Here is a 16,425-nt window from a genome sequence, read left to right as displayed (position 1 = left end):
TATTAATTTAGCCGTTTTCTTTTGATCGGCAACCGAGGGAAGAGCTTCCTGAAACGGATCAAATGGCTTGTGATATTGCTGCCCGCAATGATGATCGTCACGGCAAGAATGATTAATAATATCCCGCAACCGATCCTTGGTGTCAAGGCTTCTCCGAACACAGCTACCCCGAAAAATACAGCTGTGACCGGTTCGAGTGCTCCCAGTATGGCTGTCGGTGTCGAGCCGATATATTGGACAGCGCTGGTTGTACAAAGGAATGAGATGGCGGTCGGAAAGACGGCAAGTGCGATCAGATTTCCCCAAAGATACCATTTGTCTACGATATAGAGGTCTTTCCCGAATCCGACACGGACTAAAAACAGGGATACGCCGAAAAGTAGTATGTAAAAAGTCAGTGGGAGTGTAGCTACGGTTTTTAGTGTCGACTGGTTCACACCTATTATATAGATGGCATAGGAGAGGGCTGAAGCCATGACCAGCAAGACACCGGTAAGATTGAGCGTCGTGCCGTCACTGCTTTTATAGAGCAGACCGATACCTGCCAATGCCAATAAGATGCAAAAGACTGTTTGCAAGGTCAGTTTCTCTTTGAAGACAAGTGCCATGATCAATGCGACCATGATCGGGTAGACGAAAAGAAGTGTCGAGGCAATCCCGACTTCCATATAATTGTAACTTTGGAACAAGGCAAGTGAAGAAAAGGCGACCAACAGTCCCATGACAATCAGTGGAGCTACTGCTTTACGTTCTACTTTGAAACTTCTCCCTCTCCCTTTTATCATCATGCCAAGTATGGGAATTGCGAATAAGTACCTGAAAAAAAGAACCGAATCAGGGTCCATCCCGTCTTTATATAATGGAAGAGCAAACAATGGGTTAGTTCCGTAAGTTGCAGCGGCGATCGCTCCCAAAAAATATCCTTTTACCTTTGCATTCATGTCATGTAGAATTTGAGGTGCAAATGTAATATATATTTGGTGTTTTTTGTTCCGTTAAACCCTACAATTATAGTTTCGCACCCTTGTATCTCTCCCTTTTGAGGGAGCTGGACAGAGGGAGAAAAACTGCTGCAGTTTACAATAACCCCTATAATAAGGTCGTATGTTTATATTTGCTTGATAATTATAGAATTATGTGATAACGTGTTTGTTAAAAAATATTACCCCTGCGGCTAATTTGAAATATATGGGGTATAAAATCAAATTTTATGTGCTATTGTTTCGATTTGGACCAACGGGTATTGAGATAAATATGACAATAAGCAAGAAGTGCTTTCTGAAATGCTCCCGGGCATTGAAATAAAAAGGGGATAAAGTTTTGGAGGGATACCCGGGAACATTCTTTGTCTTTAATCAAATAATTATTATTTCGCCTTTTTCCCCTGATTAGCTACGGCATCCATTAGTTTTTTGATTTCTTCCGGATCACCGAGGAAATAATCCTTCACTAAAGTCAGACTATCGTCGAACTCAAATACATATGGTATGGCTGTCGGCAGATTGAGGTGTACGATCTCATCGTCTGGAATGTTCTTCAAATATTTGATGATCCCGCGCAGACTATTCCCATGAGCGGCTACCAATATCTCATCGGATGTTTTAAGCGAAGGGAAGATCACCTCTTTCCAATAAGGCAGAATTCGTTCTACCGTATCTTTCAGTGATTCGGTACGGGGAAGCTCGTTATCGGGTACATCTTTATAACGGAGTTCGAAACGTGGGTTGCGTGGGTCGTCTTCTTTCAGGGGCTGGGGAGCAATGTCATAACTCCTTCGCCAGATCAGGACTTGTTCGTCTCCATATTTTTCGGCTGTCTCACTTTTGTTCAGTCCTTGCAATGAACCATAATGTTTCTCATTCAGCCGCCAACTTTTTTCTACAGGGATCCAGTCCTGATCCATGCGGTCAAGAACGCAGTTCAGGGTTTTAACAGCACGTTTTAGGTAAGATGTATAGGCTTTGTCGAATTTGAATCCTTTCTCTTTCAACAAACTACCGGCTTTTGTCGCTTCTTTTATACCCTTTTCGGTAAGATCGACATCTGTCCATCCGGTAAAACGGTTTTCTTTATTCCAAACACTTTCGCCATGGCGAAGTAATACTATTTTTTTCATATTCTTAATCTTTATAACTGACTGATTATTAGTATAACAAATAAAGTGATGGAAAAGATTTTACAGATTCCTGAAAAAATCTCTTTTTATTATAATACAAATTCTTTAGCAATAATTACCGGTCGGACAATAAGGAGTTATTATCAAATAATATAATATGTTTTCACAAAATATATTATCTTTACGCCCGAAATTTTAATAAAAAGTTGTATATGTCTTTAAAGCGTTTTGGAGTCTCCTTAGAAGATAATTTATTGGAATCTTTGGACCAATATGTGAACGAGAATGGTTTTGCCAACCGTTCGCAGGCTATCCGTTTTCTGGTGGAGAAGAATGTCGCTGAAAAGAAATGGCAGTGTAACCATATCGTGGCAGGTACGATTATCCTTATGTATGATCAGGTAAAAAAGGAGATTGCTTCCCGGATTGCCGATATTCAACAAAATTATCAGGATGTTATCTTGTCCTCTTCCCAATATTATGTGAACCGGAATTTCTGTCTGCACATCGCAACTGTGATGGGTACGGCCTATCGTTTGACCGAACTGTCGGACCGGCTGACTACGATAAAGGGACTTAAACATGGCAAGTTAGTTATGAGTCGGGCGGATTAGATATATTTTTTATTCGAATGGTAGCACGAATTACGAAAAAAGTGACACGATTAAGGGTTTGACAATAGAAATTTAATACATAAAAAGAGATATGAAAAAAGTAATTTTACTTGCCTCTGGGCTTTTGTGCAGTTCTCTGGTTTTTGCAAATGATCCGACTGCCATCGATAGCCTGATTAACTTACAGGGGGTTGTGATTTCAGCGAATAAGGTACAAGTGAACCGGAGCAGTGTGCCACTTACTATCTCGGTGATTGATCGGGAGCAGATCGAGGCGAGCAGCGAATCGGCATTGTTGCCGGTGCTGTCAGAACGTATACCGGGGTTGTTTGTGACAGAAAAGGGGGTTACCGGGTTTGGGGTTTCTTCTGGATCAGCCGGTACGGTGAATATTCGTGGTGTCGGACAGGGCAATAAGGTATTGATGTTGTTCGATGGGCAGCCGCAATGGGCTGGAGTGTTCGGACATTCTTTGCCTGATACTTATGTGGCTTCGGATATAGAGCGTGTGGAAGTAATCCGTGGTCCTGGTTCTTTACTATATGGCTCTAATGCGATGGGAGGGGTTGTGAATATCATTACTCGCCAGCATAAACAGCAGGGACGACGGACACAGGCACGTGTCATGTTCGGTTCGTATAATACGCAGAAGTATATGATTAACAATGGGTATAATGTCGGGAATTTCAGTAGTTTCGTATCTGTCAATCATGATCGTACAGATGGACACCGGCCTGATTCCAAATTTGACATCACGAATGGTTTTGCAAACTTGGGATACCAGATTGATGATCATTATAAAGTAACTGGAAATTTGAGTCTTGCTAAATATAATACGGAAGATCCCGGTATGATCACTAGTCCCAAGTTCGATCATGTAATGCATATCTTACGTGGGACGACCTCTTTTGCATTGGAGAATCACCATGAAAAAACAAGTGGAGCACTTCGTGTTTTCTATAATTGGGGGCATCATAAAATCAACGATGGCTATTCGGAAGGAGAGCAACCGAGTCCATTTTTATTTTATTCGGACGATCACAATACAGGAATCCAATTATACCAGTCTTTCCGTTTGGTGAAAGGGAATACATTTACGGCTGGTGTCGATTATAAAAACTGGGGAGGACATGCTTGGAATGATTCGATCAAAGGTACGATAGGGGAAGTTGTCGATAAATCGGTCCATGAAGTGGCGGGATATGCCATCATGCAGCAGGATTTATTTGATATTTTGAGTTTGAATGCCGGTGTACGTTATGAACATAGTAGTGCTTACGGGGGAGAGTGGGTTCCACAAGCCGGTTTTGCAATTCGTCCGTTTGAAGGAAATACGATAAAAGCTTCTTTTTCTAAAGGTTATAGAAGTCCGACGTTGCGTGAATTGTACATTTCTTATCTTCCTTATTCGAAAGCTAATCCGGACCTGAAACCGGAAAGTATGTTGACTTATGAATTGTCTATCGGCCAATTCCTATTGGATAATCGTTTACATGCCGAACTGACAGCTTTCTATATTGATGGTAAAGACATGATTTCGGTTGTAAACCGACAGATGTCCAATATCGGGCGATTTTATAATAAAGGTATAGAATTCGAAGCTGGTTATCAAGTCTGTAAGAACTTGAATCTGGATATGAACTATAGTTATTTATATATGAATAAAGAAATAGAAGCGGCTCCGGCACATAAATTATATGCCAGTGCTACTTATACGCCTGGACGCTTTACTTTTAATATGAGTGTACAGTCTATTTTCGATCTCTATACTACGGTTGGGAAGACGCCGGAAGATAATAGAAAAGAGGACTATACGGTTCTGAACGCTCGTGCTTCTTATCGTTTCGGCTCGTTGGATAAGGGATTGAAACTCTTTATAAAAGGTGAAAATCTAACGGCTACCCGTTATTCGATAAATGCGGGATACCCAATGCCGAAGGCAACCTTTATGGGAGGTATCGATGTCACTTTCTAAACATTTTGTATACCTTTGCGCCTTGTAACATTTAATAAAAATCATTATGTCAGTTGCAAAGAGGGATTTAGAGGATAATAGAAAGGTGACCACACATCGCCTGATAGAAATGAAACAGCGTGGAGAGAAAATTTCCATGTTGACTGCTTACGATTATTCGATGGCTCAACTAATCGATCAGGCCGGTATGGATGTTATATTGGTGGGCGATTCGGCTTCCAACGTAATGGCTGGTAATGTAACAACATTGCCGATCACGCTTGACCAGATGATCTATCATGGTAAATCGGTCATGAAAGCGGTAAAGCGTGCCTTAGTTGTCGTGGATCTGCCTTTCGGGACGTATCAAGGTAACTCGAAAGAAGCGTTGGCTTCGGCCATCCGTGTGATGAAGGAAACGCATGCGGATTGTATTAAGCTTGAAGGAGGTTCTGAAATTCGGGAATCTATCGAACGTATTCTGTGTGCGGGTATTCCTGTCATGGGCCATCTGGGATTGACGCCTCAGTCCATTAATAAATTCGGGACATACACAGTTCGTGCCCGTGAGGAAGCGGAAGCGAAGAAACTGATCGCAGATGCTCATCTGTTAGAAGAGATTGGTTGTTTCGCAATCGTATTGGAAAAAATTCCGGCTGCTTTGGCTGCACAGGTTGCTTCCGAACTGACGATTCCGATTATTGGTATTGGTGCTGGCGGAGGTGTGGACGGACAGGTGCTGGTTATGCATGACATGTTAGGGATCAACCAGGGATTTTCTCCCCGTTTCTTGCGCCGTTATGCGAATTTGGCAGAGGAAATAACGCGTGCCGTACAAGCATATATTGAGGATGTAAAGACGCTGGATTTCCCGAACGAGAAAGAACAGTACTAATGCAATCTCATCTCCTTATCGGTGCCGCTTCATCGGGAAGCGGGAAAACAACTTTTACGCTCGGTTTGCTTCGTGCCTTGAAGAATCGTTCGTTTGAGGTGCAGCCTTTTAAATGTGGGCCGGACTACATCGATACGCGCCATCATAGGATGGCTGCCGGCAATCCGTCTGTGAACTTGGATCTTTTTATGATGTCGGAGGCACATGTGCACGACTTGTATGCTGGTTATACAGAAAAAGCGGATGTGGCGGTGACCGAAGGGGTGATGGGGTTGTTTGACGGGTATGACGGTATGAAAGGGAGCAGTGCGGAAATCGCTTGTCTGCTGAAAATACCGGTAGTCCTGATTGTAAATGCAAAAAGTACGGCATATTCGGTAGCTCCTTTATTGTACGGGTTTAAGCATTTCAAAAAGCAAGTACAGGTAGTAGGAGCTATCTTTAACTTTGTCGCTTCCGAAAGCCATTATTCTTTTTTGAAACAGGCATGTGAAGATGCCGGAGTCGAGGCGTTGGGATATCTTCCCAAGTGTGCGGATGTGGAGATTCCCTGCCGTCATTTAGGGTTGTCTCTCGATGAAGATTTTTGCTTTGAAGAGTTCGCCGACCGTGTAGCGGAACTTGTCGAGAAGTATGTGGACATCGACCGGTTGCTGGAATTGACGAAGCAGGTTGCGCCAGCAGCCCTTCCTATGTCCGTAAGCCATCGTACCTATAGACGTGAACCTTCTTTCACTGTTGCGATTGCTCGTGATCCTGCATTCAATTTTATGTATGAAGCGAATATCCGTTATCTGCATCATTTAGGAGAAGTTACTTACTTCAGCCCGTTGGCAGACACTTCTTTGCCAGATGCCGGTTTTGTTTATCTTCCCGGAGGTTATCCGGAGTTATATCTGGCTGCTTTATCGGCAAACAGGCCGATGCTTCAATCCATTCGCCGGTATGTCGAGAATGGGGGAAAGTTGTTGGCCGAATGTGGCGGTATGATGTATCTATGTGACGAGATACGAGATAAAAATGGAGATGTTTTTCCGATGGTAGGCGTATTGCATCAGTCTGCAACAATGGAGAATATGAAGTTACGTCTGGGGTATCGTACCCTATTGTATAACGATGCTCGTCTGAAAGGGCATGAATTTCACTATTCCCGTTTGGTGGAACAACAGGATCCGCTTCCGTCCTGTGCTGTCGCTTATACGGCCAAAGGTGTGAAAACGGATACTCCGCTTTATCGTTATAAAAATGTTTTAGCCGGATATACGCATTTGTACTGGGCAGATCCGGCCGGGAACGACTGGTTTACCAAATTTATCATTAAATGAAAATATACACGCGTGGAGGAGATAAAGGCCGCACCGGAATTCATGGGGGCGAGCGGGTGGATAAAGACGATATCCGGATCGAAGCGAACGGGACGTTGGACGAAGCGAATGCCGAAATTGGAATTGTCCGTGCACTACTCCCGGCCGGACATGAGTGGCAGGATTTGCTGGGGAAAATACAAATGGAGATGATGGCGGTGATGTCGCATGTGGCGACTCCATCGGCTATTCGTGATAAGAATCCGAACAAAATATCCGATGACCTGGTTCTCGTTTGTGAGGAACAGATCGATGCTTTGTCGGCGAAGATGGAGGATAACGGTTATTTTATCCTGCCTGGCGGCTCTTTGGTTTCTGCTCACTTGCAGTTGGCCCGTACGATTGTACGCCGTGCCGAACGCCGCCTGTGGACGTTAAACCGGAAAGACCCGGTTTCACCCGGGATCATGCGGTTCGTGAATCGCCTTTCCGATTTGTTTTTTACAATGGCACGTTATGAAATGTTTCGCCAAGGGAATGCGGAGGAACGCTGGCAGTCGTTTTTGTATAAGCGGAAAAAATAGAATAAAACTTGAAGATTCCACAAAGAAGTTGTTCACATTTTTGTGAATACTGAAAAGAATACGTTATATTTGTACGCAAATACGAGAACGATATGGTTGTTACATTCGGAGAAGCATATTTGCGTGACCTTTACGAGAAAGGAAAGACTGATGCCAAGAAGCATCGTTATCAGCCTGATGTGATAAGGCGTTATCAAAAGTGTATAGATTTTCTTTTGGATGCCAAGAAGGTAGAAGAACTTCTTTTGATAAATTCCTTGAATTATGAGATGCTGAAAGGCGATAAGGCTGGTATTTCATCTGTACGGGTGAATAATAAGTATCGAGTTGAGTTTACCGTAAGGGATTCGATAGAAGAACCGATTGTTACCGTATGTAATATAATAGAATTATCAAACCATTATAAATGATTGTAGCTATGATTACACTTCAAGGTATTGATCCTAAAATGATCGCCAATAATTTGACTCCATCCAACCCCATACATCCAGGCGAGTTGATAAAGGATGAGATAGAATATCGAGGTATTTCGCAGCGGAAATTGGCATTGCAAATGGGGGTTTCTCCGACATTGCTGAATGAAATATTGAATGGAAAGCGTTCTGTTTCGACAGAATATGCCCTTTTGTTTGAAGCTGCGCTTGGCATTGATGCAGAAGTTTGGATTCGTCAGCAAGCCCGGTACGACATGCAAATGGCAAAATCCGATACCTCTTTTTTGGAGAGATTGGCCCATATTAGAAAAATAGCGGCAGTATTATAGTAGGCACAGATTAAAATTAAGAATAGATATGACATCCGTAAAAAAATACATCGAGTCCAACAAAGACCGTTTCATCGAAGAGCTTTTCTCTTTGATCCGTATTCCATCGATAAGTGCTAAAAATGAACATAAGCCTGATATGGAGGTATGTGCAAAACGCTGGACAGAACTCTTGCTTGCGGCCGGTGCCGATAAAGCGGTTGTGATGCAGACCGAAGGCAATCCGGTCGTGTATGGAGAAAAGATGGTTGCTCCCGAGGCGCAGACCGTTTTGGTCTATTCGCACTACGACGTAATGCCCGCCGAACCGCTTGATCTTTGGAAGAGCCGCCCGTTCGAACCCGAAATCCGGGACGGTCGTATCTGGGCGCGTGGTGCGGATGATGATAAAGGGCAGGCCATGATGCAGGTAAAAGGCTTCGAGACTGCCCTGAATCTGGATTTGCTGAAATGTAATGTGAAATTTATCTTCGAAGGAGAAGAAGAGATCGGTTCGCCGAGCCTCGAAGCTTTCTGCCGTACACATAAAGAATTGTTGAATGCTGATGTTATCCTGGTTTCCGATACCAGCATGGTCAGTGCCGAAACACCTTCTTTAACCACCGGTCTTCGTGGATTGGCCTATTGGGAAGTAGAAGTGACTGGTCCCAACCGCGATTTGCATTCCGGGCATTTCGGGGGTGCAGTCGCTAATCCGATTAATGTGCTGTGCAAATTGATGGCTGACATAACTGATGCCGACGGACGGATCACGATCCCCGGTTTCTATGATGACGTGGAGGAAGTTTCCCCGGCCGAACGCGAAATGATTGCACAAATCCCGTTTGACGAAACCAAATACAAGGCCGCTATCGGAGTGGATGAACTGTTCGGTGAAAAAGGTTATTCTACGTTGGAACGCAATAGTTGCCGTCCATCCTTCGACATCTGCGGTATCTGGGGCGGTTATACGGAAGAGGGCAGCAAGACGGTTCTTCCTTCCAAAGCCTATGCCAAAGTTTCCTGCCGCCTGGTTCCACATCAGGATCATGAGAAGATTTCAAAACTGTTTGAAGAGTACATCGCTCGTGTAGCTCCGGCTTATGTCAAGGTAAAAGTGACGCCTAAACATGGTGGACAAGGCTATGTTTGCCCGATCGACCTTCCCGCTTATAAAGCAGCTGAAGATGCCGTAGCCGTAGCTTTTGGCAAACGTCCGTTGGCCGTGCGCCGTGGCGGAAGTATTCCTATTATCTCGACTTTCGAGCAGGTGTTGGGCATCAAGACGGTCCTGATGGGATTCGGCCTCGAACAGAATGCGATCCATTCGCCGAACGAAAGCTGTACGCTTGACTTCTTTTATAAGGGAATCGAGTCGGTAGCCGAATTTTATAAACGATTCAATTGATATGACAAATAATGAAATAGTCGCTCGTGCGCTTGCCAATACTGGCATTACTGCTCTGAACGAGATGCAGCAGGCGGTATTGGATGCCGGGACGATAAAAGACATGGTGCTGCTTAGTCCGACAGGGTCGGGCAAGACACTGGCTTTCCTTTTGCCTTTGCTGACGACATTGACGGATGAAGACAGAAAGATACAGGCATTGATCATCGCTCCTTCCCGTGAGTTGGCCTTGCAGATCGAAACGGTATTGCGCTCGTTGGGGGCCGGATATAAGGTGAATTGTTGCTACGGAGGACATCCGATCCGCACGGAGAAGAAGAGTCTCGAACATCCGCCGACGGTCCTGATCGGGACACCAGGACGTATCGTCGACCACCTGGAACGGGGAAATATCGACTTGGACAGTGTGCGTACGCTGATCCTGGATGAGTTCGACAAGTCGCTTGAACTGGGTTTTCTTGCCGAAATGAAAGAGATTCTGGCACATCTCCCCGGCGTACGCCGCCGGGTACTGACTTCGGCTACGGCAGCAGTCGATATTCCTGCTTTCACCGGAATCACAGCTCCGGTGCGGTTGTCGTTCCTGAAAGATGTGAAAGAAGCGAAAGGACTGACTTTGCGTGTGGTCAAGTCTCCCGTTAAGGATAAGCTGGAAACATTGTACAAGCTTTTGGGTGAACTGAAAGGCGGTTCTGCCCTTATCTTCTGTAATTACCGGGAGACGGTGGAACGGGTGAGCGACTATCTGACTGAAATGGGCGTGGATAACGAATACTTCCATGGAGGAATGGAACAGCCCGAACGCGAACGTGCCTTGTCGCATTTCCGTAATGGCAGTGCTACCGTATTCATCTCTACCGATTTGGCCTCTCGAGGTCTTGATATTCCGGAAGTGAAGAATGTGATCCATTATCATCTCCCTGTGAGTGAAGAGGCATACGTGCATCGTAATGGACGTACGGCCCGTATGAACGCGGAAGGAGTTGCTTATCTGATCTTGAATGCGGAGGAGACGGTTCCCGAATATATCACCCGCGAGCCGGACGAGTTTTTCTTGCCGGAAGTGGCGAAGAAGCCCATGCGTTCGGAGTGGGTGACGTTGACGATCAATCGGGGGAAGCGGGACAAGCTGAGTAAGAAGGATGTAGTCGGCTTTCTTTTCCAAAAAGGTGGACTGGAAAAGGATGATTTAGGTATTGTTGAGATAAAGGAAAGTTGTGCATTCGCTGCTGTCAAGCGGGACAAGCTTTCCGGTTTGCTGGATCGCATCCGGGATGAAAAGATAAAGAATATGAAAGCTAAGTTTATATGAGCATATTAATAAAAGGCGCTTTGTTGGATGGCGCTGTAACTGATGTTTATATTGAGAAAAAGGAGATCAGGCAGATAGGGGAGGATCTTCAGGTACAGGCAGATCAGGCGATAGACGGAAGGCGTAAGGCCTTGATCCCTGGTTTCGTAAATGCGCATACACATGCTGCCATGACGCTTTTCCGGGGCTTTGGCGATGATATGCCGTTGATGCCCTGGCTGGAACAGAAGATCTGGCCGAACGAAGCGAAATTGACGCGCGAGGATGTTTATTGGGGAACGAAGCTGGCCTGTCTCGAAATGATAAAAAGCGGGACGACAACGTTCTTCGATATGTATCATAAGTTCCGGGCTACGGCCGATGCTGTCGAGGAAATGGGGTTGCGTGCATTGCTTTCCGGTGTCTGCTTCGATCATTTCAAACCGGAACTGGCCGAAAAGAGCAAGCGGGAAAATGAGAAACTGGTTGTCGATGTGGCCGGCTATGGCAAACGTATACGGTATGCGATCGGTCCTCACGCCATTTATACCGTATCCGGCGAATTGTTACAGTGGATACATGGTTTTGCTGCCGAGCATTCCGTCCCGATCCATTTGCATTTGGCAGAGACGGAGGGCGAAGTCAGGGACTCCGTCAAACAGTTTGGTCTTACTCCCGTACGTTATTTATATAAATTAGGCATATTGTCCCCTCGTCTGATCATTGCGCACGGTATCTATGTCGATGATGATGAGATTCGTATGCTGGCGGATCACGGAGTGAAAGTGGTGCATAATCCGGCATCCAACATGAAGCTGGCTTCCGGTATCCAATTTAAGTTCTGTGAGATGCGAAAGGCCGGTGTGACTGTTGCTTTGGGGACTGACGGCTGTTCTTCTTCCAATAACCTGGATATGGTTGAGGCAATGAAGCTCGCTTCGCTTTTAGGCAAGGCCTGGCGGAAAGATCCGGAGGCGATTCCTGCTGGTGAAATATTCAGGGCGGCGACAGAAGCCGGTGCTTCGGCTATCGGGCTGAAAGCCGGACGGATTGCCGAAGGCTATCTGGCGGATCTCTGTTTGGTCGATTTGAATATCCCGGCTTTTACTCCGAATCATAACTTTGTCTCCAACCTGGTGTATGCAGCGAACGGCAGTTGTATCGATACCGTTATCTGTGATGGTAAAATCTTGATGCAGGATAAAAAAGTTCCGGGTGAGGAGGAAATTCTGGAGCGTACGGCCGAACTTGCCTATAAATTGGTGAGAGAACCGTAGACGGAGTGTATGAACAATAAATCTGAATGTATATGAATACAAATGACAATACGATTTATCGGGAAGCGGCCGGTTACTTGTCGTCCCGTATTACCGGCAATCCGGAAACTGCGATTATCTTAGGTAGCGGTTTAGGTTCCCTTGCCGACCAGATCGAGGAGGCTGTGGTCATACCCTATAGTGAGATCCCGCATTTTATGCATTCGACGGCCGCAGGACATAAAGGTAACTTCATTTGTGGCAGGTTAGGAGGGAAACAGGTGCTTGCCATGCAGGGGCGTTTCCATTATTATGAGGGGTACACGATGCAGCAAGTGACGTTCCCGGTTCGGGTGATGAAGTTGTTGGGGGTTAAGAATCTGTTAGTCTCCAATGCTGCAGGCGGTATCAATACGAATTTCAAAGTCGGTGACTTGATGATTATACGGGATCACATCAATATGATGCCTAACCCGTTGATCGGTCCGAATGACGAGCAGTTCGGAACCCGTTTCCCGGATATGACGCGCGCGTATGATCGGGAGTTTATCGGGCTTGTCGAGGAAATTGCCGCGTCCCACGATATCTCGTTGAAGAAAGGCGTATATGTCGGACTGACAGGCCCTTCTTTCGAGACTCCGGCAGAGTATGCTTTTTACGGTAGGGTAGGAGGTGATGCGATCGGAATGAGTACGGTTCCGGAGGTGATCGTGGCCCGTCATGCCGGTTTGCGTGTATTCGGTATGTCTGTGATTACAAATGAAGGCTATCATTTTGCCGATGATTTCGTCAATGACGGAGCCGATGTGATTGTCGCCGCCAATAAAGCGGCTGCGGTCATGACCGTCCTCTTCCGGGAGTTGGTTGCCAGGATATAAAAGGAAATTAGCCAACCTTGTCTATTGTAAACCGATCCTCATCTGAATATGGCTGAGAGGGGAGGTGATGAAAAGCTATGCGTTAGCATTTCGTAATGCATAGCCTTACGAGTCAAAAAGCATAACTTTACAATCCGGAAAGCATCTCTTTGGAAAACGGTCAGCAGATTTTCCGGCAGGGATGCCGACCGCTTTTCAAAAAGGTATAGGCTGTGCCGGAATAGGCTATACCTTTTTTATTGGCAGCCTATATCTTTTTTGCCGGAATGTTATAGGCTGCGATTAAATGTTTTGGGAAATTTGTATCCCTATTATTCACCCCTGTCTTGTGTACTTTATTTTTCAATGTGTTTAAGGATGAATGCACGCTTGCCGTTTGCCTTCACCTTTTACCGTTTGCCTTCACCGTTTCGTCCCCGTATATATATGTGGATAAAAAAGCACGGCGAAAGCAAAACTCCGGGTGAAGGCAAAAACGGTCAGTGCTTTCACTTGTTAAGATATTAACATACAGAATATTGAACAAACAGGTGAAAGACAAATTCCTAATTATGTACAAAAATTTTGATGTGGTAGTCCTGATAACTTGTTTTTGGAGAAGAGAAAATAGCATTACCTTTGTAAGTATGAAAACATTTGTAATAGTAGGATGTGGACGGCTTGCCGGAATAGTTTCGGAAGCTGTCGTTAAAGGATTATTGCCTGAATATGAGTTGGTAGGAGTCTATTCGCGTACGGTTGCCAAAGCTGAACGTATTGCCGGCGAGATGGAAAAGATTGGAAAAAGTTGTGCTGTATGTACTACGGTGGATGGATTGTTGGCTTTGAAACCCGATATATTAGTGGAGACGGCTTCTCCAGCCGCTCTTCGGGAGTTTGCCATTCCGGCTTTGAAGAATGGAACTTCTATTGTTACCCTTTCGATCGGAGCGCTAGCTGACGACTCGTTTTACAGGGAAGTATGTGAAACGGCAAAAGAGAACGGGACACGCGTTTATATTGCTTCGGGTGCTACCGGAGGATTCGATGTTTTGCGTACGGCTGCTTTGATGGGGAATGCGACAGCCTGTTTCTTCAATGAGAAGGGACCTGACGCTTTGAAGGGTACTCCGGTTTATGAGGAGACGATGCAAAGCGAACAGAAAGTGGTGTTTACAGGCAATGCAGTGGAAGCCATCCGCTTGTTCCCTACGAAAGTGAACGTTACGGTGGCTGCCTCGCGCGCATCTGTCGGTCCGGAAGCTATGCAGGTGACCATACAGTCGACTCCCGGATTTAAGGGAGACACGCAGAAGGTCGAGATCAGGAACGACCAGGTGCATGCTGTGGTGGACGTGTATAGCGCTACTGCGGAGATAGCAGGATGGTCGGTTGTGAACACCCTGCTGAATATTGTTTCACCCGTTGTATTCTGAAAGATTGGCCAGCACCTTCTCGCTTAGGCGGTCGAACGCCTGGCGGGTGCGGCCTGTTGAAGTCTGTACGCATCGTATATGCGGATGCTCTAAAAGGTGAGCATCGCCCAAGGCTCCGACGGTATCGCAAAAACAAAGGTTATTGCCCGATAGCCATTTGACAAACGGTTCTTCGTCCCATGCAGGAGAAAGCCCTGTGTTGAACAGTATCTTTTTATCACCCAACTTCTGGAATTCGGCTTCGTGCAGCAGGACGGTGTTTTTGTTCAGGCAGCAGAACAGGGCTTCGCTTTGTGCGAGCAGTTCGTCCAAAGGGAGAAAGCGATATCCTTTCTCACGTGCCCATTCCTTTTCGCTACGGGCAAAATAAGATATTTCCGCACCGAAGAACCGAAGTGCATCGGCGATCATGCCGCCTGACTTGCCCAAGCCGATAATGCCAGCTTTTAGCCCGGTGATTTCACGGACTTCGTCCTCCCAGGTCGGTCCGTCAAACCCATGAAAGCAACGTACCAGCTCGCTTATGACATATTCGACTACTCCTTCGTCTCCGTAATCCCGGATACCTGTGACTTTGATACCGTGCTCGTTGGCATAAATGATATCGACGTTGGCGCTTTCCGGTGAGTAAAGTGAACAGCACATACCGATATATTTGATATTGGGGCATCTTTCCATTACCTCGCGGCGGATACTCGAAGTATAACTCAGCAGCACCGCGTCGGCATCGCCGATGCGACGGACAATCTCCTCGTCGTCTACTGGAATATCAGGGTACATCACTACTTCATTTGCAAACGTGTGCAATGCTTTTTCTGCCGAGGGAATCAAACTGACCGGCTCTATCGCAACTATTTTACTAAACATGGTAAATTATTCTTTTTGAAAATATGAAGAAACAAAGATACGTTTTTTTGTAAAGTTTCTATCTTTGTATTCGATTCAATCAATGTAATAAAATAAACTTATTTCTACCCATGAAGAATTCCAGAAGAGACTTCCTTAAAAAGGGAGCATTGGCAGGGTTCGGCACCCTGATGATCCCGGAGATCGCAAAAGCCGCTGTAAAAGAAAATACATCTGTACATGCTCCGAAGATTAATCTGAAAAAAGATTGTGTGATCCTGTTCCAGGGAGATTCCATCACAGACTGCGGTCGAGACAAGAATAGTAACCGTTGCAATACGATGGAACAGTTTGGTAGTGGTTATGTGCTCTTTACCGCTACTCAGTTGTTAGAGAAGAAAGCGGCTTTGCAGCCAAAGGTTTACAATCGCGGTATCAGCGGCAATAAAGTCTATCAGCTTCGTGAACGCTGGGAGATTGATTGCCTTGCTTTCCAGCCGGATGTCCTAAGTATCCTGATCGGGGTGAATGATTACTGGCATACGTTGACACATGCTTATAAAGGAACGGTCGAGACATACGAAAACGATCTGCGCGCCTTGTTGAAGTATACGAAAGAGAAACTTCCGAATACGCAAATTGTCCTTTGCGAGCCTTTCACTTTGCGTGACGGAACGGCTATAGAAGATTCCAAATGGTATCCGATGTTCGATGAATTCCGTAAATCCGCCCGTAAACTGTCGGAGGAGTTCAATACTGTATTCGTACCTTTCCAATCGGGATTCGATGCTGCGGTGAAACTGGCTCCGGCACGTTATTGGTCGAATGACGGTGTGCATCCAGATTTACCCGGTCGCCAGCTAATGGCAAACATGTGGATGGAAGCAACTGGATTAAAGTAAGATATGATTTTGAGCGGGTGCGGACTGTAAAATAGTACAAAAAAAGTGCAGTCAGGTTTTGGAAAATAAAAAAATACCTCTATCTTTGCACCCGTTATCGCGGAAGTAGCTCAGTTGGTAGAGCATAACCTTGCCAAGGTTAGGGTCGCGGGTTCGAGTCCCGTCTTCCGCTCAAATCGATAACAGAGGCGGTATGAGGCCGCTTTTTTAATGTACTGAA

At 45.6% G+C, this 16,425-nt stretch carries 16 protein-coding genes and 1 tRNA gene; 14 read left to right on the top strand and 3 right to left on the bottom strand.

Annotated features, from left to right (window positions below; all coding sequences use genetic code 11):
• Window positions 1-2 precede the first annotated feature (2 nt).
• Window positions 3-941 (bottom strand): DMT family transporter, encoded by a 939-nt coding sequence (locus tag NQ564_RS08565; protein ID WP_008150148.1) that lies wholly within the window; start codon window positions 939-941, stop codon window positions 3-5.
• Between the two features lie 425 nt (window positions 942-1,366).
• Complete coding sequence (gene gpmA / locus NQ564_RS08560; protein ID WP_008150146.1) at window positions 1,367-2,116, bottom strand: 2,3-diphosphoglycerate-dependent phosphoglycerate mutase; 750 nt, start codon at window positions 2,114-2,116, stop codon at window positions 1,367-1,369.
• 212 nt (window positions 2,117-2,328) lie between these two features.
• Here gpmA and nikR point away from each other — a divergent pair, with 212 nt between their 5' ends.
• From nikR to NQ564_RS08500, 12 genes are all read left to right on the top strand, one after another.
• Window positions 2,329-2,730, top strand: coding sequence for a nickel-responsive transcriptional regulator NikR (gene nikR / locus NQ564_RS08555; protein ID WP_008150144.1), 402 nt, complete (start codon window positions 2,329-2,331; stop codon window positions 2,728-2,730).
• A 91-nt stretch (window positions 2,731-2,821) separates the two neighbouring features.
• Window positions 2,822-4,705 carry a TonB-dependent receptor plug domain-containing protein gene (locus tag NQ564_RS08550; RefSeq protein WP_008150142.1) on the top strand — a complete coding sequence of 628 codons (1,884 nt, stop codon included), beginning with the start codon at window positions 2,822-2,824 and terminating at the stop codon, window positions 4,703-4,705.
• A gap of 46 nt (window positions 4,706-4,751) precedes the next feature.
• Window positions 4,752-5,579 carry a 3-methyl-2-oxobutanoate hydroxymethyltransferase gene (panB, locus tag NQ564_RS08545; protein WP_008150140.1) on the top strand — a complete coding sequence of 276 codons (828 nt, stop codon included), beginning with the start codon at window positions 4,752-4,754 and terminating at the stop codon, window positions 5,577-5,579.
• Window positions 5,579-6,904, top strand: coding sequence for a cobyrinate a,c-diamide synthase (locus tag NQ564_RS08540; protein WP_008150138.1), 1,326 nt, complete (start codon window positions 5,579-5,581; stop codon window positions 6,902-6,904). Before panB ends, NQ564_RS08540 begins: the two co-directional genes overlap by 1 nt.
• Window positions 6,901-7,467 carry a cob(I)yrinic acid a,c-diamide adenosyltransferase gene (locus tag NQ564_RS08535; RefSeq protein WP_008150136.1) on the top strand — a complete coding sequence of 189 codons (567 nt, stop codon included), beginning with the start codon at window positions 6,901-6,903 and terminating at the stop codon, window positions 7,465-7,467. Before NQ564_RS08540 ends, NQ564_RS08535 begins: the two co-directional genes overlap by 4 nt.
• A gap of 92 nt (window positions 7,468-7,559) precedes the next feature.
• Window positions 7,560-7,877 carry a type II toxin-antitoxin system RelE/ParE family toxin gene (locus NQ564_RS08530; RefSeq protein WP_008150134.1) on the top strand — a complete coding sequence of 106 codons (318 nt, stop codon included), beginning with the start codon at window positions 7,560-7,562 and terminating at the stop codon, window positions 7,875-7,877.
• A gap of 8 nt (window positions 7,878-7,885) precedes the next feature.
• On the top strand, window positions 7,886-8,230 hold the full coding sequence (locus NQ564_RS08525; RefSeq protein ID WP_008155531.1) for a HigA family addiction module antitoxin: 345 nt from the start codon (window positions 7,886-7,888) through the stop codon (window positions 8,228-8,230).
• Window positions 8,231-8,258: 28 nt separating this feature from the next.
• Complete coding sequence (locus NQ564_RS08520) at window positions 8,259-9,617, top strand: dipeptidase (RefSeq protein ID WP_008150130.1); 1,359 nt, start codon at window positions 8,259-8,261, stop codon at window positions 9,615-9,617.
• A gap of 1 nt (window position 9,618) precedes the next feature.
• On the top strand, window positions 9,619-10,929 hold the full coding sequence (locus NQ564_RS08515) for a DEAD/DEAH box helicase (protein ID WP_008150129.1): 1,311 nt from the start codon (window positions 9,619-9,621) through the stop codon (window positions 10,927-10,929).
• Complete coding sequence (locus NQ564_RS08510; RefSeq protein ID WP_008150127.1) at window positions 10,926-12,185, top strand: amidohydrolase family protein; 1,260 nt, start codon at window positions 10,926-10,928, stop codon at window positions 12,183-12,185. Before NQ564_RS08515 ends, NQ564_RS08510 begins: the two co-directional genes overlap by 4 nt.
• Before the next feature lie 32 nt (window positions 12,186-12,217).
• Window positions 12,218-13,042 (top strand): purine nucleoside phosphorylase I, inosine and guanosine-specific, encoded by an 825-nt coding sequence (locus tag NQ564_RS08505; RefSeq protein ID WP_039848253.1) that lies wholly within the window; start codon window positions 12,218-12,220, stop codon window positions 13,040-13,042.
• Between the two features lie 626 nt (window positions 13,043-13,668).
• Window positions 13,669-14,457 (top strand): aspartate dehydrogenase domain-containing protein, encoded by a 789-nt coding sequence (locus tag NQ564_RS08500; protein WP_039848222.1) that lies wholly within the window; start codon window positions 13,669-13,671, stop codon window positions 14,455-14,457.
• Here the strand turns inward: NQ564_RS08500 and NQ564_RS08495 are convergent.
• Window positions 14,440-15,324 (bottom strand): NAD(P)-dependent oxidoreductase, encoded by an 885-nt coding sequence (locus tag NQ564_RS08495; RefSeq protein WP_008150121.1) that lies wholly within the window; start codon window positions 15,322-15,324, stop codon window positions 14,440-14,442. The genes NQ564_RS08500 and NQ564_RS08495 overlap by 18 nt on opposite strands.
• 110 nt (window positions 15,325-15,434) lie before the next feature.
• Here NQ564_RS08495 and NQ564_RS08490 point away from each other — a divergent pair, with 110 nt between their 5' ends.
• The gene (locus NQ564_RS08490; protein ID WP_008150119.1) at window positions 15,435-16,205 is read left to right on the top strand and encodes an SGNH/GDSL hydrolase family protein; all 771 of its coding nucleotides are present in this window, start codon (window positions 15,435-15,437) and stop codon (window positions 16,203-16,205) included.
• 99 nt (window positions 16,206-16,304) lie between these two features.
• Window positions 16,305-16,377 (top strand) — tRNA-Gly (locus tag NQ564_RS08485).
• Window positions 16,378-16,425: the final 48 nt, after the last annotated feature.

Origin of the sequence: Parabacteroides johnsonii DSM 18315, from assembly GCF_025151045.1 — a bacterium.
Lineage (GTDB): Bacteria > Bacteroidota > Bacteroidia > Bacteroidales > Tannerellaceae > Parabacteroides > Parabacteroides johnsonii.
Note: the sequence above shows the minus strand (reverse complement) of the source record. Positions and strands in the feature narration are given on the sequence as shown.

Bases quoted from the DNA above. Each gene is read 5' to 3' on its own strand.
- NQ564_RS08530 (WP_008150134.1), top strand. From the start codon at position 7,560: ATGGTTGTTACATTCGGAGAAGCATATTTGCGTGACCTTTACGAGAAA.
- NQ564_RS08515 (WP_008150129.1), top strand. From the start codon at position 9,619: ATGACAAATAATGAAATAGTCGCTCGTGCGCTTGCCAATACTGGCATT.
- panB (WP_008150140.1), top strand. From the start codon at position 4,752: ATGTCAGTTGCAAAGAGGGATTTAGAGGATAATAGAAAGGTGACCACA.
- NQ564_RS08490 (WP_008150119.1), top strand. From the start codon at position 15,435: ATGAAGAATTCCAGAAGAGACTTCCTTAAAAAGGGAGCATTGGCAGGG.
- NQ564_RS08550 (WP_008150142.1), top strand. From the start codon at position 2,822: ATGAAAAAAGTAATTTTACTTGCCTCTGGGCTTTTGTGCAGTTCTCTG.
- NQ564_RS08535 (WP_008150136.1), top strand. From the start codon at position 6,901: ATGAAAATATACACGCGTGGAGGAGATAAAGGCCGCACCGGAATTCAT.
- NQ564_RS08520 (WP_008150130.1), top strand. From the start codon at position 8,259: ATGACATCCGTAAAAAAATACATCGAGTCCAACAAAGACCGTTTCATC.
- NQ564_RS08495 (WP_008150121.1), bottom strand. From the start codon at position 15,324: ATGTTTAGTAAAATAGTTGCGATAGAGCCGGTCAGTTTGATTCCCTCG.
- NQ564_RS08565 (WP_008150148.1), bottom strand. From the start codon at position 941: ATGAATGCAAAGGTAAAAGGATATTTTTTGGGAGCGATCGCCGCTGCA.
- gpmA (WP_008150146.1), bottom strand. From the start codon at position 2,116: ATGAAAAAAATAGTATTACTTCGCCATGGCGAAAGTGTTTGGAATAAA.
- NQ564_RS08505 (WP_039848253.1), top strand. From the start codon at position 12,218: ATGAATACAAATGACAATACGATTTATCGGGAAGCGGCCGGTTACTTG.
- NQ564_RS08525 (WP_008155531.1), top strand. From the start codon at position 7,886: ATGATTACACTTCAAGGTATTGATCCTAAAATGATCGCCAATAATTTG.
- NQ564_RS08540 (WP_008150138.1), top strand. From the start codon at position 5,579: ATGCAATCTCATCTCCTTATCGGTGCCGCTTCATCGGGAAGCGGGAAA.
- nikR (WP_008150144.1), top strand. From the start codon at position 2,329: ATGTCTTTAAAGCGTTTTGGAGTCTCCTTAGAAGATAATTTATTGGAA.
- NQ564_RS08510 (WP_008150127.1), top strand. From the start codon at position 10,926: ATGAGCATATTAATAAAAGGCGCTTTGTTGGATGGCGCTGTAACTGAT.
- NQ564_RS08500 (WP_039848222.1), top strand. From the start codon at position 13,669: ATGAAAACATTTGTAATAGTAGGATGTGGACGGCTTGCCGGAATAGTT.